Below are 21,997 nucleotides of genomic sequence, written 5' to 3'. Positions count from 1 at the left end.
AATTGAACGAGCGTTACGTTCCGATCAACAAAGGCAACTACTCGATGGACACGGACGAGCGCGAAGCCACGTTCGACAGATTCCGTGGCGAGGGATGGGAAGCCGAATACGCGGATTACCGTCGCAAATGGTCGGAATATGCCCTGAACCAGCAGGTTTCGGATTACCCGCTGCTCGTCGATCTCGAGCTGGCGTCGATCTGCAACCTGCGCTGCCCCATGTGCTATACGATCAGCGACGAGTTCAAGAAAAACGTCAATACGACGCGGATGGACTGGGACCTCTATTGCCGGATTATCGATGAGATCGGCGGCAAGGTTCCGGCGATCCGCCTCTCGCTGCGCGGCGAGGCGACGTTGCACAAGCGTTTCGCCGACTGTGTGCGCTACGCTAAGGACCATGGGATCAAAGAGGTTTCGACCCTCACGCATGGCTTCAAGCTCAACAGAGACTATTTCGCCCAGCTTGTCGATGCCGGCATCGACTGGATCACCGTTTCGATCGACGGCACCGGTGAGACCTACGAGAAGATCCGCAAGCCGATCAAGTTCGAAGCCCTGCTCGACAAGATCAAGGACATAAAGAAGTACAAGGAAGAGCGCGGTCTCCACCGTCCTGTGATCAAGGTGCAGGGTATCTGGCCGGCAATCCGGGAGAATCCCGATCTCTACTACGAGACCTTTGCACCTCATGTGGATCTGGTCGCTTTCAATCCGTTGATCGATTACCTCGGCAACGATTCCGAGATCGCCTATCTCGATAACTTCACATGCCCGCAGCAGTACCAACGCCTTGTGATTGGTGCCGACGGATTGGTCATGAAGTGCTCGAACGACGAGGAGAACCGCGAGGTTATCGGCAATGCGAACACCGAAACCGTGCACCAGATCTGGCATGGGGAAAAAATGAACGCGGTGCGCGCTCTGCACAAGGAACCGCAAGGCTTCCTGAAGAGCGAGGTCTGCCGCAGATGTTATCTGCCGAGACAGACCAATGATGAGACGGCTGAGATTTGCGGCCGACAGGTCATTGTGCGGAATTACGTCGACCGAAACCAGGAAATCGGGCAGTAATCGGCCGAATTCCACGCGCTACGACCAGACCTCGCCAAGCCTATAGTTTAGGGGCTGCGATCGCCGCGAGAGCGAGGCGGCTTTGCCGGTCGTGAATTACAGGGAGTAACAGGATGTTCCGGAATTACCGGCCTGATCGGTGCTATATCATCGCTGAGATCGGCGGAAACTTCACGACGTTTGATCAGGCAAAGCGCTTGATTGACGAGGCAAAGGCGGCGGGGGTGGATGCCGTCAAGCTCCAGACCTATCGCGCAGAGACTTTGTCGAGCCGCAACGCCATGTTCGACATGGAGAACACCGGCGTTACCTCGCAGTTCGAACTCTTCCGCAAATATGAAATCGGCCACGAGCTTCACGAAGCGGTGTTTCGCTATGCCGAAGAGCACGGGCTGGACTGGTTCTCCTCGCCTTCGCATGAAACGGATGTCGATCTACTGGAGAAGTGTGGAGTCGGCGCCCACAAGGTGGGTTCGGACGACGCGGTCAACATTCCCTTTCTCCGTTATCTGGCAAAAACCGGCAAGCCGATCATCCTGTCGACGGGGATGTCGACGCTCGACGAAGTTCAGGAGTCCGTCGCCGCCATCAAGGAAGCCGGCAACGACAAGCTTATTCTGCTGCATGCCATCACGAGTTATCCGACGCATCCGGAAAATGTGAACCTGCGTGCAATGCAGACGATGATGAAAGCGTTTCCGGATCTCGACATCGGTTATTCCGACCATACGCTGACGCCGGTCGCAAGCCTCTGTGCGGTCGCGATGGGCGCCCGGGTGATCGAGCGTCATTTCACCTACGACAAGTCCGCCGACGGCCCGGACCACATGCTTTCGGCCGATCCGACGGAAATGAAATGGCTCGTCGACGCGATACGAGCGTTCGAGATCATGAAAGGCAGTGGCCGCAAGGAGCCGGCTGCGAGTGAAGCAACGACGAGATTGAACAATCGCAAGAGCGTTGTCGTCAATCGACCGCTCAAGGCCGGCCATGTCATCTCCGCCGGCGACATTTCCGTTAAGCGACCTGGAACAGGAATTGAACCGAAGCATTTCGAAGCTCTCGCAGGACGGCGGGTCGCAAACGACCTCGATGCGGACGCGGTCCTTCAATGGAGCGATCTGGCGTGACGCTTGGAATTATTATTCAGGCGCGGATGGGATCGACGCGGCTGCCGGGAAAAGTGCTTCGCGACATTTGCGGAAAGCCCCTTCTCGGACATGTTCTTGGTCGGCTTCAGATACTGAAGCGCCCGGCAAAGGTTGTCGTTGCGACATCGTCCGCCAGCGAGAACGATATTATCGAAGCCTGCTGCCTTGAGCACGGCGTTAGCTGCTTTCGCGGCGACGAAACCGACGTTCTCGATCGTTATTTTCAGTGTGCGAGATCGCTCGGGATGTCAGATATCGTGCGGTTGACCGCAGATAATCCTTTTACCGACGTCGAGGAGCTTGAGAGGCTGATCGATCTGCACCAAAAGCAGGGATTCGATTACACCCATGCCTTTGGCCAGTTGCCTATTGGCGTCGGCGCCGAGATATTTACCTTCGAAGCTCTATCGCGCAGCCACTGCGAGGGGAAGCTGCCGCACCATCGCGAACACGTGAATGAATACTTCACGGATCGCCCCGAATTGTTCAAGATTGGTCGGCTCGAGGTGCCCCCAGCCAAAATCTCTCCGGAGCTGCGCCTGACGGTGGATACTGAGGAGGACTGGAGACGCGCCTGTGCGCTCGCAGCGCAGGCGGGCGGAACCTGGCTCGGGACGGAAGAGGCGATCAGGCTATGTTCGTCTTCTGCGTAGAAAGTTCGCATGCACGCGGCATGGGGCATCTGTTTCGGTCGCTGACGCTCGCCGCCGAGCTGCGCACCCGCGGTCATTCGGTCCGATTTTTGGCAAACGATCATCCGAATTCCTTGAGAATCATCCGCGAGCGCGGGTTTGCCGTGGCGCTCTATGATCTGGCAGCCGTGACGGGATGGGAGAAGGCTTTCCTCGAAGCCGCTGCTCCGTCTCCGATCTGGATCAACGACCGCCTTAATACGCAGCGATCCCACAGCGAGACGATCAAACGCTTGGACGCCAAGCTTGTTACCTTCGATGATCGTGGTGATGGCGCGGAACTTGCCGACCTGAATATCTGCGCTCTGCTGTTCGAAAACACGAAGGGTCTGAAGGGCAGAGATGTTCGGCTGGGCATAGAGTACATGATACTCAATCCTGAAATCGCCAGGTATCGCCGAGTTCGGGAAAAGCTTGCATCGATACTTGTCACCCTCGGCGGCGCCGACACTTATGGAGTGACGGTCCGCGTCGCTAAATGGCTGAGCAGCAAGCCTTTCCCTGTCACCATCGTGACAGGCCCGAGCTTCCAGCACATGGCGGAGCTTGAAGAGGTCGTCGCGGCGGCTCCGCCGGATCGGTTCAGATTGCTGAACCAGGTGCCGTCGCTTGCGGCGGAGATGTACGGGCACGATCTGGCGATTACCGGGGGCGGTCTTACGCCCTTCGAAGCGTGTGCGGCCGGCCTGCCCTGTGTCGTGGTCGCAAACGAACCGTTTGAAATCCCGGTCGGGCATGCGCTCGAGGAACTTGGAGGAGCGCTCTTCGCCGGTCATCACTCCGCTTTCGATCTCGGCATCCTGGAAAAGGCAATTCCCATCAGGAGCATGAGCGAGACCGCCATGACCAAGGTCGACCTTGGCGGGGTTGGCCGAGTCGCCGATTTACTGGAAAGATTGGCTGCATGACCCTGACAGCGGTGATCCATCAGCCGGACTTTGCGTCCTATCTCGGCTTTTTTCAGCGATTTCTGAACGCCGACCTCTACGTCGTTCTGGACCACGTCCAGTTTGTCCACGGAACGAGCAAAAGCTGGACGCACCGTGACAAGATAAAGACGGCACAAGGCGACCGCTGGCTCACCGTCGGAATCAGAAAGCCAAGTTTCGGCACACCGATCAACGCGGTGGAGCTGGCACCGGGCACCGGATGGATAGACCAGAACCTTTCGCTGCTTCGTGAAAACTATCGCAAGTCCGCCGGCTGGAGCGAAGTCTTTCCCCGCATCGAAGTCCTCTACGGCAAGCGGTTCGACCTCTTGGCCGATTTCAACATGCATTTCCTGGACGGTATTCTGGATATGCTTGAAATCACCATGCCGACGGTGCGATCGAGCACTCTAAGCCCCGTGGGTCATAGGAACGAGTTGCTTGTCGAATTGCTGGGCAAAGTCGGAGCGACGCGTTATCTCTCGGGTCTCGGCGCTCGCGACTATATGCGGCCGGAACTGTTCGAGGCAGCCGGAATCGAAATCGAGTGGCAGCATTTCGTCCATCCGGTTTATCCACAGCCCTTCGGCGATTTCATTCCCTATCTCAGTATTCTCGACACACTGCTGAATTGTGGTATTGCAGGCACGCGTGACCTGCTCTGGAGTTGCAAATGAATATTCTCGCGATCGGTGCCCATTTTGACGACGTTGAGCTCGGCTGCGGTGGTGCACTGGCGCGCCATACAGCAAATGGCGACACCGTTTACGTCTATGTCGCGACCGTATCCGGCTTTTCCAACCAATATGACCAGTCCGTGCGCAGCAGCCAGGTCGCCAGAGCGGAAGCGGATGCCGCGATGGAAATCCTCGGCGTTCAAAAGATGTTTTGCGGCGAGTTCAAAACGCTCCAGATCGAATTCGTCGACCCGCTGAATATCGAGATCCTCAAGCTGGTGCAGGATCTGAAGATCGATATGGTCTATACCCACTGGGTCGGCGATATCCATCATGACCACCTGGCACTGTCGCGCGCATCGCTGCACAGCTGCCGGCACGTGCCCCGCCTGCTGATGTATCGCAGCAACTGGTATCATTCGACCGTCGATTTCAGGGGGAATTTCTACGTCGACATTACCGCCCATTGGGACCAGAAGGAAAAAGCGATCCTTGCCCATGAATCCGAGATGGAGCGCACCGGGCGGAAATGGGTGAGCTTCTTCCGCAATGAAGCCGAGAACGCCGGCCAGCGCATCGGTGTAAAATACGCCGAAGTCTTTGAGGTGGTGAAGTGGCTGCAGCCTTGAGGAAGATTTTGACCTTTGGCTCCATGCTGCTCCCCTATGGTGTGCATGAGCTGAAGCGCAGGCTTAAAAATCGTCACAAGTTATCTGCTGATGTCGCGAGATCGCTGGCAGAAAACAGGCAGCTTGCCGGGCTGCGTGCGGGCCAACGCTGTTTCATTTTAGGAAATGGACCGAGCGTCAAGGGCTTGGATCTGTCGCGGCTTCAAGGCGAAAATGTGATAACCGTTTCCAACGGCTATCTGCATTCCGATTTCGGCAAGTTCCAGTCTCGTTATCATTGTGTTCCGCAAATCACCTACGGATTGATGACACCCGAGGACGTGGTCCGCTGGTTCGAGGAGATGCATTCGCACCTGGGCGGCGCGGAACTCTTCCTCAGCTCCACGGAAGCGGAGCTGGTTCGAAAACACGATCTGTTTTCAGGACGAACAGTCCGCTATCTCATGCTCGGCGAAAGCTTCGACGAAAGACCATCGGTAGAAATCGTCGATATCTCCAAACCGGTGCCACGTGTCGATTCAGTCCCGGTGATGGCCTTGATGATAGCGATGTATCTTGGTTTCAAGGAAATCATCCTGCTCGGCGTCGACCATGATCGCTTCCTGTCAGCAACCTATGAATACGCGTTCGACCTCAAGGTGCAAAAGGGAAAAGATTTCACCGTAAATGCGGACGGCACCCCGACAACGAACCGTCACGACGACTTTCAGCAGGCGGCGCGGCTGTGGCGACAATATCGAGCCATCGCGAATATCGCGCGAGCAAATGATATCCGCATCTTCAATTCCACACCCGGTGGGGCACTGGACGAATTTGAGCGCCGGCCGTTCCAAGCCTGGTTTGAAGAATGAGACGGCTTAAATTTGCGCTTCCGGGAATCCACTGTTTGCTTGAGGTGACGCGAGAATCGCCCCAAGCGCGCGAACAGGAGATCTGGGCCGAATTCCGACGGCACAACATCATTTTCGACGGACCTTACGATGATTGGCGTTCGGCAATGGCTGATTCAACCGGCTATGATGCGCCGGCCATTCTTGCAAAAGCCGTCGAAGCGACACGCGCAGTTGTTCAGGGCCGTGCCTCATATGAGCGGGACACTGTAATCTTCAGAGAGAGAATCTACTCGCATCCGCTGCTTGCCTGGCTGCTCTATGTTGCATCCAGATCCGATGGTCGTTTGAGAGTGGTCGACTTTGGAGGCGCGCTCGGAAGTTCCTATTTTCAACACCGGTCAAAACTCGCTCATCTCGCGGAATTGAAATGGTGCGTCGTGGAGCAGCCTCATTTTGCAGAAGCAGGGCGAGCAGAATTTGAAGACGGGCTTCTGAGCTTTTCTCGTAGCCTCGAAGAAGCAATCGAATTTGTGAACCCTCACATCGTTCTGCTCTCGGGCGTGCTCCAGTACCTCGAATATCCCCACGAGCATCTTGAGAGCCTTCTTTCGAAAGGCGTCAAGTTCATCCTTGTTGACAGAACAAGCGCGCAGGTCGATATCCCCGAAGCCCCTTTTGTACAGCATGTGCCGGAACGCATCTATCGCGCGAGCTACCCCGTGTGGTTCTTGAACGCGCATGAATTGCAGAATCGCTTCGCGAGGCATGGCTACGAGGTGCTGGACAGGTTCCAGCCAGCTGGGACATTTGGAATAGCAACACCGCCGCCCTTGCAGGAATTGACGCGTTGGGGCGTTGGCCTTACGCCAGCTCAGGGACAATACGAATGGTCGTATACTGGCTGGTTTCTTGAGAAGCCGGAAATCTAGCGATGCGCGTTAACGTCATTATCCCTGTCTTCAATCGTCTGGAGCACACCCGGAAGGTGCTGGAGGCTCTCAGGAGACAAACTCTCGCCGACGCGCTGACGATCGTCGTTGTCAACGACGGTTCGACCGATGGCACGGCAGAATACCTGCAGTCGCAGGGCGATGTTGTCGAAATCCGAGGCGACGGCAATCTTTGGTGGGGGGGTGCCATCGAGAAGGGGCTGAAATACGTCCTTCCGTCTTGCAAGGCGGAAGATTATATCCTGTTTCTGAATAATGACACCTGGTTCGACGAAGATTATGTTGAAACCCTGGTGCAAACATCCAAGGCGAATGGCGAAGCCGCCGTCGGAAGCGTTATCCATGAAGAGGGGAAAGACCCACCTCTTGTGAGTATAGGACCTCGGATCAACATCAACAGGTTCGCGATCTGGGATGTCCTTTCGGAATTGAGCGAAGCGCAACAACGGTCGCCTGAGAGCCAATACCGCGTGGATGCATTGAGCGGTCGAGGTACTCTATATCCAGCCCTCTTGTTTCGGAGATATGGCGGTATGCGGCCACGCCTGCTGCCGCACTACATGGCCGATTATGAAATCGCGATGCGCTTTTCGCGCGCCGGAGTGCCTCTGATCGTCAGCACAAAAGCAATCGTCTATTCCCCGCCAGTATATGGAAACGACATCTCCAGGCATTCATGGAAAAAACGATTGTTTGGCAGGCGCTCTCCTCACAATGTGTTTCAACGCCTGATCTTCTATTCGCTTGTCGGTTCACCGGTGCAGAGATCGACCGCACCTTTCCGCATGGCCTATTTCTTTTACGCACGTGTCCTTTTGGGAATGATCACGACCAGCCTTAAGAAATTCGCCTTTTCCCGTATGCGTGCAAGGCAGCTTGGCGAACTGAAACGTCACGGGGTAAGCGTTGGCCGCGATGTTGTGCTCTATGGCGCCCCTTTGTTGCAACGACATCCTGACAGTGAGATTCACCTCGGTGATCGCGTCGTCCTGTGTTCTGATTCCCGATTTACAGCGCTCGCTCTCAATCATCCGGTGAAGATAGCGACCATTCGCGCCGGATCGAAGATCAGCATTGGCGCAGACAGCGGCATCAGTGGTGCAACCATCGTCTCGGCTGTAGGGATTTCAATCGGCGCGGAAGTGCTGATGGGAGCCAACGTCACGATTTTCGACACGGACTTTCATCCGATACGTCCGGAAGGGCGCCGTCATTCGGATGTCGAGGCGGACATCAAGACTGCACCGGTGCACATTGGCGATAATGTGTTCATTGGCACCAATGCCCTGATCTTGCGTGGCACAGAAATAGGACGTGATAGCATTGTCGCTGCGGGTGCGGTCGTCCGCGGAAATTTCCCCGAAGGGGCAATAATTGCCGGGAACCCGGCAAAGCTTGTCGGTAGCGTCTATAGAACGTCACAGGAACGTCCCGGCAGTCAACCAGACGGTGAACATGAAAATAGCAATATTTGACACCTATTACGCGCGGTTTCTGAAGCAATTCTATGCGCGGCGGCCACAGCTCCGAAAATCGACCTCGCTAGAACAGACGAAAGCTCTTTTGGCCGCCGCATTCGGCACGTCCGATTTCTACTCGCGCCACCTGAAGGACCAGGGTTGCGACGTCATTGACATCATCGGCAATTGTGTCCCGCTTCAATCGGCCTGGGCGCAAGAAAACAACGAGCCGTTCAGCGCTTGGGCGATGAAACTGCCGCATCGGTTTTTCAGGCTGCCTTATGTTGGCGCACGCCTGGCGGCGCTCCCTGGCTTGCTGGAGGTCGCAATGGCCCGGGTTCGAACATTCAAGCCGGATGTACTCTACTGTCAGGATCTCAGCTTCTTTCCGCCGCATGCCCTGACGGAGTTGAAGAAGACGGTGCCGTTGATTGTCGGCCAGATCGCTTGTCCGCTGCCGCCGGGTGAGTTTCTGCGACCCTATGACCTTATTCTGACGTCTTTCCCCCATTTCGTACCCCGTTTTCATGAGATGGGGATAAAATCCGAATATTTCAGGATTGGCTTCGACACTCGGGTGCTCGATCTCCTTGGCGATATCAGGCGCGATGTGCCGGTGAGCTTCGTCGGCGGCATAAGCCGTCATCATGGCAAGGCCGTACCCTTGCTCGAACATCTTGCCGATACCACGCCGATACAGTTTTTCGGTTACGGCGCGAAGACGCTCCCGCGCTCTTCTCCGATTCGCAAACGTCACAATGGCGAAGTCTGGGGTCCGGATATGTATCGGGCGCTGGCGCGCAGCCGGATCACCGTCAACCGCCATATCAATGTTGCCGAAAACAACGCCAATAACATGCGGCTCTACGAGGCGACCGGTGTCGGATCGCTGCTGATAACCGACAAGAAGGATAATCTCGGGGAGATTTTCGAGGTTGGAAAGGAAGTGGTTGCCTATTCCAGTGCGGAAGAAGCGACAGAACTCGTCCGCTACTATATAGACCACCCGGACGAGGCCGACGCCATAGCGAAGGCCGGTCAGGCAAGGACGCTGAAGGACCACACCTACAAGTCGAGAATGGAAGAATTGGTGCCGATCCTCGAACGATATCTGGAGAAACAGGGCTGATGTCGTTTCTGCGCACAAGTCTCAATCGCTTTCCGGGGATGAAGAGCCAGTTGAAGCGATTGCATGATCGGCTGTTGCCGACGACGTCGGTATCGTCCCGCTATGTCGAGATAGAGGCGGCTCGTCGAGACAGCGAAAGTTCGCGCCTTGCTGCATCCTGGAAAGCAAGTGATCTGCCCGCCCGCCAGAGAGCCCTCGTCGAGCGCCAGCTGAAGGAATACCGCAATGGCGCTTCCATTGATGTATTCGATGTCTTTACCGCCGCTTTGCGCAGCATCGACGATCTTCCGGCTAATGCTTCGCTGCTCGAAATCGGTTGTTCCAGCGGCTATTATTCCGAAGTGCTTGATGTGAGTGGCTTGCCGCTGCGTTATCGCGGCTGCGATTACTCCGATGCTTTCATCGATATGGCGCGCAGCATTTATCCCGGGCTGTCGTTCGACGTGGAGGATGCGACGCGGCTCAACTATCAGGATGACGCTTTCGATGTCGTCGTCTCAGGATGTTGTCTGCTGCATATCCCCGATTATGACGCGGCGATCGCAGAGAGCGCCCGTGTTGCCAAGGAATACGTGATTTTTCACCGTACGCCTGTTGTCTATGGCGAGCCGACCAAGTATTTCCGCAAACAGGCCTATGGCGTCGAGACCATAGAGATCCATTTTTCCGAGCCGCAGCTATTGGACATCTTTCGAGTTCACGGCCTGCACGTCCTGGCGACGTTCACGCTAACTGAGAACGTGGATCCGCACGACAGTCGTAAGGGCAATGCAATGCGCACCTATTTGTGCAGGAAACAAACCCAATCATGACGAACTATTTCTGTACCCTTTTCGACAACGGCTATCTCATCAAGGGAATGGCCATGATGGAGAGCCTCGTCCAGTGGTGCCCCGATGCGCATGTTTTTGTGCTTTGCATGGACCAGCAGACGCAGGAGATATTGACCGCTCTCAACAGGTCCTACATCACCTGCATTCCACTCGCTGATCTCGAGACGCCGGAACTTCTGGAAGTCAAGAAATCGCGCGGCGTCGCCGAATATTGCTGGACCCTGTCTCCGTGTCTGCCGAGTTTCCTGCTGGAGCAGCATCCCGACATTGATTTCATCACCTACCTCGATTCCGATCTGCTGTTTTATTCACCGCTCGGTCCGATTTTCGACGAAGTCGGCAATAGTTCCATCGCCATTATCGAACACCGTTTTGCTCCGCGGCTGCAGAATCGCGAAATTAACGGCCGTTTCTGCGTCGAATGGGTGAGTTTCCGGCGCGACGAAGAGGGAATGCGCTGCCTCACTCGCTGGCGCGAGCAGTGCATCGAATGGTGCTACTATCGCCTGGAAGACGGCAAGATGGGTGATCAGAAGTATTTGGATGAATGGCCGGATCTCTACCCGAATTGCCATATCATCGAGCATCCCGGAGCCGGAATCGCGCCCTGGAACTACGAAAAGCTGCATTTTTCGCAGGATGCATCAGGCAGGATCGAGGTCGATGGTTCGCCGCTGATCTTTTATCACTTCCACCAGTTTCAGTTGCTGACCAATGGCATGTTCGATCGGCTGTCGGCTTTCTACACCGCCGTCTGCGAGGAGCCCGACGCTGCTTACAGGGTCTATGAACGCGCTCTGAGGCAAGCCCTGAAAGCGATCAGGACGGTTTCTCCCGGCTTTTCCGGCGGCATTCGTCCCTTTTTCCGGGTTAAGGCGCGCCGATGGGTGCAAAGCAATGTACCCCGGCCGGTCATAAGCTTCCTGCACAATTTCATCAGGTACTGATGTCACGATTGCGGGGAGGAGCCTCGCTTCTCCTCGCCTCGTTATTGGTACTGCCGATCGATCCACTGTCGATAGCTGCCGCTTGTCACATTCTCTACCCAAGCATCGTTGGCGAGATACCATTCGACGGTCTTGCGAATGCCCGTCTCGAAGGTCTCACTAGGGCGCCAGTCCAGCTCCCTTTCTATCTTTGCCGCATCGATGGCGTAACGACGATCATGACCTGGCCGATCACGCACAAAGGAAATCTGGGCCTTGTAGCTTGCGCCGTTTGGCAGGGGCGTCAATTCATCGAGAATTTCGCAGAGCGTATTGACGACTGACAGGTTCGTCAGTTCATTCCTGCCGCCGACATTGTAGGTTTCCCCGACTTTTCCTCTCTCCAGAACACGCCGGATCGCGCTGCAATGATCTTTGACGAACAGCCAGTCGCGCACCTGCATCCCGTCTCCGTAGATCGGAATCTGTTTCCCCGACAGAGCATTGTGGATGACGAGGGGAATAAGCTTTTCCGGAAAATGATAGGGACCGTAATTGTTCGAACAGTTCGTCGTCAGAACGGGTAGGCCATAGGTGTGATGGTAGGCGCGAACCAGATGGTCACTCGCTGCCTTGCTCGCGGAATAAGGACTATTGGGTTCGTATTTGCGATGTTCGCTGAAAGCGGCCTCGTCGGGAGCAAGCGAACCATAGACCTCGTCCGTCGATACGTGGAGGAAGCGAAAGCTCTCCCGGAAGTCTTCACTCTGTGAGGCAAGAAATCCCCGGATTGCCTCCAGCAGACGAAACGTGCCGACAATGTTGGTCTGGATAAATTCTTCTGGCCCATGGATCGATCGATCGACATGACTTTCGGCAGCGAAGTTCAGGATGGCGCGAGGCCGGTGGGAACGGAGCAGTGCGTCGACAAGGTCGTAGTCCGCAATGCTGCCTTTGACGAAGACATGACGCGGGTCACTCCAGATGGAGTTAAGGCTCTCAAGATTGCCGGCATAGGTGAGGGCATCGAGGTTGACGACCGGCTCATCGTGAAGCGCAAGCCAGTCGAGCACGAAATTCGCACCGATAAAGCCGGCACCTCCCGTCACCAAGATCATGTCTTTCCCTTTGGACATCTGATAAATGGAACGCTCTAGTCTCATTGCGCCCATCCGCCGTCAACCGAAGAGATCGACAATGCTGAATTTCGTTTGTCCCCGGTGTCGGTCACATTGGGGTTGCGCTGGTTCGGTCGTTTCCATAAACACCTCCCGAAGATTGCATCGAAAGACGACGTGAAAAATGACGAAAACCGCGCTTATTACTGGGGTGACTGGTCAGGATGGTGCCTATCTGGCCGAATTGCTTCTGAGCAAAGGCTACACGGTGCACGGTATCAAGCGGCGGTCATCATCTTTTAACACCGGCCGCATCGAACATATCTATCAGGATCCGCATGAGGCCCACCCACGCTTCGTCCTTCACTATGGCGATATGATCGACTCGACCAACCTGCTGCGGATCATCCAGCAGACTCAGCCTGACGAAATCTACAACCTGGCCGCACAAAGCCATGTCGGCGTCAGTTTCGAAACGCCGGAATATACGGCCGATGCCGATGGTATCGGGACGTTGAGGCTGCTCGAAGCGATCCGCATCCTGGGTCTTGAGAAAAAAAGCCGGTTCTACCAGGCGTCGACGTCGGAACTCTACGGTCTCGTGCAGCAAGTGCCGCAGAACGAGAAGACGCCGTTCTATCCGCGCTCCCCCTATGCCGCAGCCAAGCTCTATGCCTACTGGATCGTCGTGAATTATCGCGAGGCCTACGGCATGCACGCGTCGAACGGCATTCTGTTCAATCATGAAAGCCCGCTTCGCGGCGAGACCTTCGTCACGCGCAAGATCACGATGGCGGTGGCTGCCATCAGCCTCGGCCTTCAGGACAAGCTTTTCCTGGGGAACCTTGACGCCCAGCGTGACTGGGGCCATGCGCGCGAATATGTCGAGGGCATGTGGCTGATGCTGCAGCAGGACAAGCCGGATGACTACGTCTTGGCGACGGGTGAGACGACGCGTGTGCGCCAGTTTGTCGAGTGGGCCTTTGCCGATGTCGGCATCACCTTGGAATGGAAGGGATCCGGTGTCGACGAAAAGGGCTATGATGCCGCCTCCGGCGCTTGCCTTGTGGAAATCGATCCCCGGTATTTCCGCCCGACGGAAGTCGATCTTCTGCTTGGCGACCCGACCAAGGCACGTCAGAATCTGGGCTGGCACCATAAGACCCCGGTTCGTGAACTCGCCGCTGAGATGGTGCGCGAGGATATCAAGCACTGGAAGGCTCAAGGCAGCCGGAAAGAGGTCTGAGTGTACGACTTATCGAACAAGAAGATCTGGGTTGCCGGTCATCGCGGTATGGTCGGCAGTGCTCTTGTGCGCAGGCTTCAATCCGAAAATTGCAGGATCATCACGGCCACGCGCGCCGAGGTCGACTTGAAGCGCCAGGACCAGGTCGAGAAGTTTGTTGAAGCAACCCGGCCGGACGCGATCATAATCGCCGCAGCCAAGGTTGGCGGAATCCTCGCCAATGACAGCTATCCTGCCGAATTCATCTCCGACAATCTGATCATTCAAACCAACATCTTTGAAGCCGCTCACCGGGCGGAGGTGGACCGGCTTCTCTTCCTGGGTTCAAGCTGCATTTATCCCAAGCTCGCTCCCCAGCCGATTCCTGAAGAGGCTCTGTTGACCGGTCCGCTTGAGCCGACCAACGAATGGTACGCCATTGCCAAGATCGCCGGTATCAAGCTCGCGGAAGCCTATCGCAAGCAATATGGCCGTGACTACATTTCGGCGATGCCGACCAACCTGTACGGACCTGGCGATAATTTCGACCTGAACTCCAGTCATGTCCTGCCCGCGCTGATCCGCAAGGCGCATGCGGCGAAATTGCGCAGAGACCCGCAAATGGTTGTCTGGGGCACCGGAACCCCGCGCCGCGAGTTTCTTCACGTCGACGACTGCGCCGACGCGCTGGTGTTTCTGCTGAAAACCTATTCGGGCGCACAGCATGTCAATGTCGGCTCGGGCACGGATCTTGAAATCATCGAGTTGACGCGTCTGGTTCGCCGCATCGTCGGTTACGAGGGTGAGATCGTCCATGACCTTTCCAAGCCCGACGGCACGCCGCGAAAGCTGATGAGCAACAAGAAGCTGCAGGACATGGGCTGGAAACCGAGCATTTCGCTTGAGGACGGCATTAGAGCCACTTACGCTTGGTTTCTCGAATGCGAAAACGGATCTGATCCAGCGGCCTGATGCCCGAGTTCCTGCGGGCCGGCACTTTCTCTGTCCCACATTGATTCGCGACACAGCGCTGTCGCCGAGCCTCCGATTGCCTCGTGGTCCTATGGCCGGCGGGTCCGGAACGCATTGGTGTCTAAGCTTCACCACGCGTCGGTATAAACGCCAAAGCCGGTCCGAATTACAGTCCACCGGCGAGGAAGAGCAATTCGAACAATATCGGCGACCGGCAGCAAGCCCGATCATTGCGGCGGGGAACCCGATAGGGTTAGCGCGGTGGGTATTGTAGGAGGGGCGAATATACGCATAATTTCCGCTGCTGGCGCTGCCAGGCAAGATCGGTCGAATTTCTTGGGAGGGTTCCATGGAAACGAGCATCGAGCACGCCCATGCCGGCGCAGTGTCGCCCGAACTTGTGGTCGATGCGCTGTTTGCGTGCCGAAAGACGGCAGCGATCAGGGCGGCCATCGAACTTGATCTCTTTACACATATTGGCGAGGGCAAGACGCCGGCAGTCCTGGCGTCGGCAACAGCCGCCTCGGAGCGTGGCGTGCGCATCCTCTGCGATTACCTTGTGGTCCATGGCTTCCTGACCAAGGAGGGCGAACAGTACAAAATGACGCCCTCGACCAGTACGTTCCTCGATCGCAATTCGCCGGCCTATATGGGCTCTGCCGTCGAGTTCGCCGCCGCACCAGAAGTACTCGATAATTTTCTGCGCGATCCGACGTCCGTCGTGCGAAACGGCGGTTCGATGGGCCTTGCGAACATGTCGCCCGACAACCCCGTCTGGCTGAAGTTTGCGCGTGGCATGGGCTCTTTCACCGGGCTCAGCGCCAAACTGCTGGCTGGGGAAATCTCCAGCTGGGCGATGTCTCCCAAGAAGGTCCTGGACATCGCTGCAGGCCCAGGCGTCTTCGGCATCGAAATTGCCAGGGCCTTTCCATCCGCGGAGATCGTCGCCGTCGACTGGGGGGCCGTCTTGGAGCTGTCGAGGCAGAATGCGGAAAAATCAGGCGTCGCGGACCGGTACCGGACGATCGCCGGCAGTGCCTTCGAGATCGACTGGGGCGCTGGTTATGACCTCGTCCTGCTTCCGAATTTTCTGCACCATTTCGATTTGCCGACATGTGCCGCGCTGTTGCGAAAGATCATCGCGAGCCTTGCAGCGGATGGTCGGATCGTCGCGGTCGATTTCGTGCCGAATGAAGATGGCGTGTCGCCGCCTTTTCCAGCGGCCTTCTCCTGGGAGATGCTCGTCAGCACACCGGCCGGCCAGGCTTACAAGCAAAGCGAACTGGCCGAGATGGCAAAACTGGCCGGCCTCACCGGCGTCACGGTCAAATCGATGCCGCCAACCCCTGCGAGCCTCATTGTCTTTGAATAGCCGCAGCTCAAGGCTGTCTGTTCTATGTTATCGGCGGAACCGAGCTCATCGGAGATTTGAGGGAAATTGGCTGGGGGTTCGCGCCTGGGCTCAATGGCTTATCGAAGGCGCCTTGAGATCCTTCAGTGTCCCGCCGCCAGCGACCGTGGATGCCCCCTTGTGCCTCGGCGACGGCGAGGGTCACGATGATGGAGACACTTGCGGATCCCGGATATGATGAGCGAAGTCGGCCTTCGCTGCCCTGTAACAGGGTCGATGATCCGCGATGTCGAGTTCGACCCGCGACGCATGAGCGAGAATACCGGCTGCGGAAAGTCTGATGCCGAGCGGCGCCCCAGCCGCTGCGGTCTCATGAGGCCAGCCGCGCCGCCGCGTATGCTACCGTAAGATACGTTTGTCCGGCACCACGCTGCGCCTATGCTGCATGTGCTAAGAGCGTGCATGGCCCACAGCGCGGCCATCATTCACAGAGCGGACGCAGATCAAGAATATGATCATCCAAGTATAAGTCTCTGGCCAAGAGCGGTGAACAGGAGATTTGGCATGCGGCATTCTTCCTATCTTCCCACAGCCGGTTTCGCCACGCAGTTCGGTCCGGCCGGTTACGCCCTCGACTATGTTTTGGATGCCGCCCAGCGCAGCGTGCTGTTCTGGGACGTCATGCGCAAGCGCGGCAACCAGTATCGCGCCCATGCGGAAGCAACCGCGCCGCATGTCCTGAGCTTCACGCCCGAGGTCGTGCTTGACGGACGTTCGCTCGAGAAGCCCGTCAACTACGCGCTGGTTCGGATCGTCCCGCCTGAGGGGGTAGAGATTGATGAAAAGCGCCGGCCTTTCGTCGTGGTCGATCCGAGAGCTGGACACGGGCCGGGCATCGGTGGCTTCAAGGCTGACAGCGAGATCGGCGTTGCACTGAGAGCCGGGCACCCGTGCTATTTTATTGGCTTTCTTCCGCAGCCGATGCCGGGACAGACGATCGAAGACATTGCACTGGCTGAAGCCATCTTTTTGGAGAAGGTGATATCGCTGCATCCGCAGGCCGACGCCAAGCCATGCGTGATCGGCAACTGCCAGGCGGGCTGGGCCGTCATGATGCTGGCCGCCATGCGCTCAGAACTGTTCGGCTCGATCATCATTGCCGGCGCGCCACTTTCCTACTGGGCGGGTGAACGCGGCAAATATCCGATGCGATATACCGGCGGACTGCTTGGCGGTACTTGGATGACCGCACTCACCAGCGACCTCGGACACGGGCAGTTCGACGGCGCATGGCTGGTGCAGAATTTCGAGAACCAGAATCCGGCCAACACGCTATGGACCAAGCAATATAACCTCTATTCGAAGATTGACACCGAGGCACCACGCTATCTCGGTTTCGAGCAGTGGTGGGGTGGTCACGTCAATCTGAACGCGGAGGAAATCCAGTTCATCGTCGACGAACTCTTCGTCGGCAACAATCTTGCCGCGGGCCGCATCAAGACGTCAAAGGGCGAGGCGATCGATCTTCGCAACATCCGCACGCCGATCGTCGTCTTCTGCTCGAAGGGAGACAACGTCACGCCGCCCGCGCAGGCGCTCGGCTGGATTCTGGATCTCTATGACGATGTGAACGAGATACGCTCACACGGCCAGACGATCGTTTACACGGTGCACGAAACGATCGGTCACCTCGGAATTTTCGTGTCCGCGAGCGTTGCCCGCAAGGAGCATGGAGAATTCTCCAGCAATATCGATCTGATCGATGCGCTGCCACCCGGGCTCTACGAGGCGATTTTCGAGGCAAAGACCGCTGAGACAGTAGGCGGGGACCTCGTCGAGGGTGATTGGATCATGCGCTGCGAGGCAAGGACGCTGGACGATATCCGCGCGCTCGGCTGCAATAACGCCGCGGATGACCGGCGTTTTGCGACCGTTGCGAAGGTCTCGGAGATCAACCTGTCCCTCTACCGGACTTTCCTTCAGCCTTTCGTCCGCGCAATGGCGCCGGATTGGGCGGCCAAGCATCTGCGTGAGATGCATCCGCTCCGGCTGCAATACGAGGTGTTTAGCGACGTCAATCCTTGGATGGCGCCGATTGCAGATCTCGCCCTCGATGTGGCGGAAGAGCGCCGTCCCGTTCGTGCCGACAATCCCTTCCTGGCGTTGGAGCAAGCCTTCTCACGCCAGGTCGTTGCGGGGCTGGATGCATGGCGTCAAGGGATCGAGGCGCTGAGCGAGGCGACCTTCCTCTCCGTCTACGGGTCTCCGCTCCTGCAGGCGGCAGTCGGCATCGATCCGTCTGACACCAGGCCGCAGCGCAGAGCAAGCAAGACCGCGCTGCATGCGCAGGTTCTCAAGGAGAGGATCGAGGAACTCAAGGCGCAAATGGAGGACGGCGGACTTCGGGAAGGTCTGGCGCGCAGCCTGCTCTACGTCGCCATGGCCAATGGTGCAGCCGATGAGCGTGGCTTTGCCGCCATTCGCCGGATGCGGCGCACCGAGGACGGCATGCCGGCGATGACGCTCGCGGAATTCAAGGCCTTGATCCGCGACCAGTTCCTCATGCTGCTGATCGACGAAGAGGCTGCCGTGAGCGCTATCCCACGGCTATTGCCGGCGGAGGAGAGTGTTCGCCGCGAGGCCTTGTCTTCCCTGCGTGAGGTCTTGAACGTGCGCGGCGCGCTTTCCGGCGAAGCCGAACAGCGCTGGAAGAGGATTGTCGGGATATTCGGCCTTTCCGGAGAGACGCTGCCGGAACCTGTCTTGTCGCCGGCGAAGGCCACCCCGGGGAAGCCTGTTCGCCGCGCAAGTTAGCCGACAAGATGCTGAAGCCGAGGGACTGAGCCCGCCCTTCAACATGGAGTGTGAAGATGCAGGATTTAGACGACGTTGGGAAAGAGTACGTGCCGCATCAGAAGTATGAGCGGCTGATCGCCAAGGCAAAGCAGGTTCCTGTGATGACGACGGTCGTCGCCCATCCTTGCGACGAGACATCGCTGCGCGGCGCCGTCGAGGCAGCCGAGATAGGACTGATCCGTCCGGTCCTGGTCGGGCCGGCGGGAAAGGTGCGCACAATTGCAGACGCGCATCACATCGATATCTCCCCATTCGAGCTGGTCGACACGCCGCATAGCGACGCGGCGGCGGCGAAGGCGGTGGAGATCATCCGCCAAGGCGGCGCTGATTTGCTGATGAAAGGAAGCCTCCACACGGATGAGCTCATGCGCGCCGTGACGTCATCGGCCACGGGACTGAGGACGGCGCGGCGGATCAGCCATGTCTTCGTGATGGATGTCCCGCACCATTCGGAAACGCTGTTCATTACCGACGCGGCCATCAACATCGCGCCGGATCTCGATGCCAAGCGCGACATCGTTCAGAACGCCATCGATCTCTTCACCCAGGTCGGCCTGGGCACGCCCCGCGTGGCGATCCTTTCGGCGGTTGAGACGGTCACATTGAAGATCCCTTCGACGATCGACGCCGCTGCTCTTTGCAAGATGGCCGAGCGCGGACAGATAACGGGCGGCATTCTCGACGGGCCGCTTGCCTTCGACAATGCGATCGATCCGGAGGCTGCACGGATAAAGGGCATCCAGTCGCCGGTGGCCGGCCACGCCCAGATACTCGTCGTCCCCAATCTCGAATCCGGTAACATGCTGGCGAAGAACCTGACGTTCCTGGCGAAGGCAGATGCAGCAGGCATCGTGCTTGGAGCGCGCGTGCCGATCATCCTGACGTCGCGGGCAGATTCCGTGCTGGCGCGCCTTGCCTCCTGCGCCGTCGGCGTCCTGCTGGCCGATGGGCGCCGCCGCACGGCGCCGATACAGGGGGGATGATGCAATGGACACCATCCTCGTCGTCAATGCCGGCTCCTCCAGCCTGAAGTTCGAGGTCTTCGCGGTCTCGGGTTCGCTCACGCGACTGGTCAAGGGTAAGATGGAAGGCATCGGCACTGCGCCGCGCCTGGCCATCAAGGGTGCCGGCGGCGAGCGGCTGGCGGACGCAAGCTATCCAAACGAGACCGTTGCCGATTTGCCCGCGGCGATGCGCCTTGTGGGCGAATGGCTGCGCGAGCGGCACGACGGCCGTCTGATTGCCGTCGGCCATCGGGTCGTCCATGGCGGCCCGAACCACATGCGCCCGGCGCGCATCGATGAAACCCTGCTGCACGAACTGGAGCGCTATACGCCGCTTGCGCCGTTGCACCAGCCAAGCAATCTCGCGCCGATCCGCGCACTGCTGGAGCGTCAGCCGCAGCTAACGCAGGTTGCCTGCTTCGACACGGCCTTCCATCGCGGCCATGATCCGATGGCTGACCACTACGCCATTCCCGCGCATTATTTCGAAGAGGGTGTCCGGCGCTATGGTTTTCATGGCCTGTCCTACGAATATGTCGCCGGAAGGCTGGCCGAGATCGCGCCGGACGTTGGCCGAGGACGGGTCATTGTCGCCCACCTCGGAAGCGGTGCCTCGATGTGCGCGCTCCGCAGCGGGAAAAGCGTGGAGAGCACACTGGGCTTCACTGCTCTGGATGGCCTGCCGATGGGCACACGATGCGGCCAGATCGATCCGGGCGTGCTTCTCTATCTTCTCCAGCAGCGCGGCATGAGTGCAGCTGAGCTGCAGGACCTTCTTTACAGGGAATCCGGCCTCAAGGGCCTCTCGGGCGTCAGCAACGACGTCCGCGACCTGTTGGCGAGCGAGGAGCCGGGTGCGGCACTCGCGCTCGATCATTTCGTACATCGCATCGGCCTCAATGCCGGCATGCTCGCGGCCGCTCTCGGCGGATTGGACGCTTTCGTGTTCACCGCCGGCGTCGGGGAAAACTCGCCGGTCATGCGTGAGCGGATCTGCAGGAAGCTGGAATGGTTAGGCGCCAAGCTCGACAGCAGGCGAAACGCCGCCGGCGAGCTGTTGATTTCGGGCGACGATAGCAGGCTCGCCATTTATGCCGTGCCGACCGACGAGGAACTGATGATCGCGCGGCATACATACGCATTGCTCGCCGCATGATGGGCAACCCATGACCCGGGAGAGGGGCTGATGATGATCCCTGATGTGAAGGCCAAGCTTCTTGAAGGCAAGCGCGGGCTGGTGGTCGGCATCGCCAATGACCAGTCGATCGCCTGGGGTTGCGCCAGAGCCTTCCGTGCGCTTGGCGCCGAGCTCGCGGTGACCTATCTCAATGACAAGGCCAAGCCCCATGTCGAGCCGCTGGCCGAGGCGCTGGAAGCGCCCATCTTCATGCCGCTCGACGTTTCCCTGCCGGCACAATTGGAGGCGGTGTTCGACCGGATAGCCGAGCAATGGGGCGAGCTCGATTTCCTGGTGCATTCGATTGCCTTTTCGCCAAAGGATACTCTGCAGGGGCGAGTGGTCGACGTGCCTCGTGAAGGATTCCTGAAGACGATGGACATTTCCTGCTGGTCGTTCATTCGCATGGCGCATCTTGCGGAACCCCTGATGAAACGCGGCGGGACGCTGTTCACCATGAGCTACTACGGCAGCCAGATGGTCGTGAAGAACTACAACGTCATGGGTGTCGCCAAGGCGGCGCTCGAAAGCGCCGTGCGCTACATCGCCGCCGAACTCGGGCCGAAGGGCATTCGGGTGCATGCCATCTCGCCAGGCCCGCTGGCGACGCGGGCTGCCTCCGGCATCCCGAAATTCGACGAGCTTCTTAGCAAGGCCGAGGAAAGGGCGCCGACACGCAGCCTTGTGTCGATAGACGATGTCGGCATGGCAACGGCCTTCCTCGCTCATGATGCAGCGCGGCTGATCACCGGCGACACCATCTACATCGACGGCGGCTACCACATCATAGACTAGGGAACCAGTGGAGTGGTTTACAACGCGCCGCGTCTTCGAGATGCCAAAGCATGACGTCGCGCTCGTATTCGAAGCGTGCGTTGCCCTTGCCTGTCCGCTGGGACGCTGGCCGCGCTCACTCGCGTGGGCATCAGCTGCGGGCTGCAGTTCTGGGCATCAGGTCCCCAATGATGCCAACACGATATCCGGCATGACTGGAAAATCACGGAATTAAAGG

20 protein-coding genes are annotated in these 21,997 nt (G+C 58.0%); 19 read left to right on the top strand and 1 reads right to left on the bottom strand.

The features are described from left to right. Nucleotides 1–2: 2 nt before the first annotated feature. The 12 genes from J7U39_RS16220 (at nt 3) to J7U39_RS16165 (ending at nt 11,303) form a co-directional block, all read left to right on the top strand. Nucleotides 3–1,073: a radical SAM protein gene (locus tag J7U39_RS16220; RefSeq protein ID WP_210629121.1), complete on the top strand. Its 1,071-nt coding sequence runs from the start codon at nt 3–5 to the stop codon at nt 1,071–1,073. 113 nt (nt 1,074–1,186) lie between these two features. Beyond that, a complete protein-coding gene (locus J7U39_RS16215; RefSeq protein ID WP_210629120.1) occupies nt 1,187–2,203 on the top strand; it encodes an N-acetylneuraminate synthase family protein in 1,017 nt (338 codons plus the stop codon). Further along, on the top strand, nt 2,200–2,877 hold the full coding sequence (locus tag J7U39_RS16210) for a glycosyltransferase family protein (protein WP_210629119.1): 678 nt from the start codon (nt 2,200–2,202) through the stop codon (nt 2,875–2,877). The genes J7U39_RS16215 and J7U39_RS16210 overlap by 4 nt, the downstream gene beginning before the upstream one ends. Further along, on the top strand, nt 2,859–3,824 hold the full coding sequence (locus tag J7U39_RS16205) for a glycosyl transferase (protein WP_210629118.1): 966 nt from the start codon (nt 2,859–2,861) through the stop codon (nt 3,822–3,824). The genes J7U39_RS16210 and J7U39_RS16205 overlap by 19 nt, the downstream gene beginning before the upstream one ends. Further along, nucleotides 3,821–4,522: a WbqC family protein gene (locus J7U39_RS16200; protein WP_210629117.1), complete on the top strand. Its 702-nt coding sequence runs from the start codon at nt 3,821–3,823 to the stop codon at nt 4,520–4,522. Before J7U39_RS16205 ends, J7U39_RS16200 begins: the two co-directional genes overlap by 4 nt. Then, entirely contained in the window at nt 4,519–5,151 is a 633-nt protein-coding gene (locus J7U39_RS16195) for a PIG-L deacetylase family protein (protein WP_004677164.1), read from the top strand. Before J7U39_RS16200 ends, J7U39_RS16195 begins: the two co-directional genes overlap by 4 nt. Then, on the top strand, nt 5,136–6,002 hold the full coding sequence (locus J7U39_RS16190) for a hypothetical protein (RefSeq protein WP_210629116.1): 867 nt from the start codon (nt 5,136–5,138) through the stop codon (nt 6,000–6,002). The genes J7U39_RS16195 and J7U39_RS16190 overlap by 16 nt, the downstream gene beginning before the upstream one ends. Before the next feature lie 44 nt (nt 6,003–6,046). Further along, nucleotides 6,047–6,913, top strand: a complete 867-nt coding sequence (locus tag J7U39_RS16185; RefSeq protein ID WP_247241763.1) for a TIGR04325 family methyltransferase — start codon at nt 6,047–6,049, stop codon at nt 6,911–6,913. 2 nt (nt 6,914–6,915) lie between these two features. After that, on the top strand, nt 6,916–8,409 hold the full coding sequence (locus tag J7U39_RS16180; protein ID WP_210629114.1) for a glycosyltransferase: 1,494 nt from the start codon (nt 6,916–6,918) through the stop codon (nt 8,407–8,409). Then, nucleotides 8,390–9,523, top strand: coding sequence for a glycosyltransferase (locus J7U39_RS16175; RefSeq protein ID WP_210629113.1), 1,134 nt, complete (start codon nt 8,390–8,392; stop codon nt 9,521–9,523). Before J7U39_RS16180 ends, J7U39_RS16175 begins: the two co-directional genes overlap by 20 nt. Next, on the top strand, nt 9,523–10,335 hold the full coding sequence (locus J7U39_RS16170; protein WP_210629112.1) for a class I SAM-dependent methyltransferase: 813 nt from the start codon (nt 9,523–9,525) through the stop codon (nt 10,333–10,335). Before J7U39_RS16175 ends, J7U39_RS16170 begins: the two co-directional genes overlap by 1 nt. Then, nucleotides 10,332–11,303 carry a hypothetical protein gene (locus J7U39_RS16165; protein WP_210629111.1) on the top strand — a complete coding sequence of 324 codons (972 nt, stop codon included), beginning with the start codon at nt 10,332–10,334 and terminating at the stop codon, nt 11,301–11,303. Before J7U39_RS16170 ends, J7U39_RS16165 begins: the two co-directional genes overlap by 4 nt. Before the next feature lie 41 nt (nt 11,304–11,344). Here J7U39_RS16165 and rfbB read toward each other — a convergent pair whose 3' ends face one another. Continuing rightward, entirely contained in the window at nt 11,345–12,400 is a 1,056-nt protein-coding gene (rfbB, locus tag J7U39_RS16160) for a dTDP-glucose 4,6-dehydratase (protein WP_210631692.1), read from the bottom strand. Nucleotides 12,401–12,584: 184 nt separating this feature from the next. Here rfbB and gmd point away from each other — a divergent pair, with 184 nt between their 5' ends. The 7 genes from gmd (at nt 12,585) to fabI (ending at nt 21,780) form a co-directional block, all read left to right on the top strand. Further along, the gene (gene gmd / locus J7U39_RS16155; protein WP_210629110.1) at nt 12,585–13,646 is read left to right on the top strand and encodes a GDP-mannose 4,6-dehydratase; all 1,062 of its coding nucleotides are present in this window, start codon (nt 12,585–12,587) and stop codon (nt 13,644–13,646) included. Continuing rightward, nucleotides 13,647–14,597: a GDP-L-fucose synthase gene (locus tag J7U39_RS16150; RefSeq protein ID WP_210629109.1), complete on the top strand. Its 951-nt coding sequence runs from the start codon at nt 13,647–13,649 to the stop codon at nt 14,595–14,597. A 349-nt stretch (nt 14,598–14,946) separates the two neighbouring features. Continuing rightward, nucleotides 14,947–15,969 carry a class I SAM-dependent methyltransferase gene (locus J7U39_RS16145; protein ID WP_210629108.1) on the top strand — a complete coding sequence of 341 codons (1,023 nt, stop codon included), beginning with the start codon at nt 14,947–14,949 and terminating at the stop codon, nt 15,967–15,969. A gap of 543 nt (nt 15,970–16,512) precedes the next feature. Continuing rightward, nucleotides 16,513–18,762 (top strand): DUF3141 domain-containing protein, encoded by a 2,250-nt coding sequence (locus J7U39_RS16140; RefSeq protein WP_210629107.1) that lies wholly within the window; start codon nt 16,513–16,515, stop codon nt 18,760–18,762. Nucleotides 18,763–18,818: 56 nt separating this feature from the next. Beyond that, a complete protein-coding gene (locus tag J7U39_RS16135) occupies nt 18,819–19,787 on the top strand; it encodes a phosphate acetyltransferase (RefSeq protein WP_210629106.1) in 969 nt (322 codons plus the stop codon). Nucleotides 19,788–19,791: 4 nt separating this feature from the next. Then, nucleotides 19,792–20,964, top strand: a complete 1,173-nt coding sequence (locus J7U39_RS16130) for an acetate/propionate family kinase (RefSeq protein WP_210629105.1) — start codon at nt 19,792–19,794, stop codon at nt 20,962–20,964. Nucleotides 20,965–20,994: 30 nt separating this feature from the next. After that, complete coding sequence (gene fabI, locus J7U39_RS16125; RefSeq protein WP_210629104.1) at nt 20,995–21,780, top strand: enoyl-ACP reductase FabI; 786 nt, start codon at nt 20,995–20,997, stop codon at nt 21,778–21,780. Nucleotides 21,781–21,997 lie beyond the last annotated feature (217 nt).

The sequence above is a fragment of the Rhizobium sp. NLR16a genome (assembly GCF_017948245.1).
Taxonomy (GTDB): Bacteria; Pseudomonadota; Alphaproteobacteria; order Rhizobiales; family Rhizobiaceae; genus Rhizobium.
The sequence above is the reverse complement of the archived record's forward strand: the minus strand, read 5'-3'. Positions and strand labels throughout refer to the sequence as shown.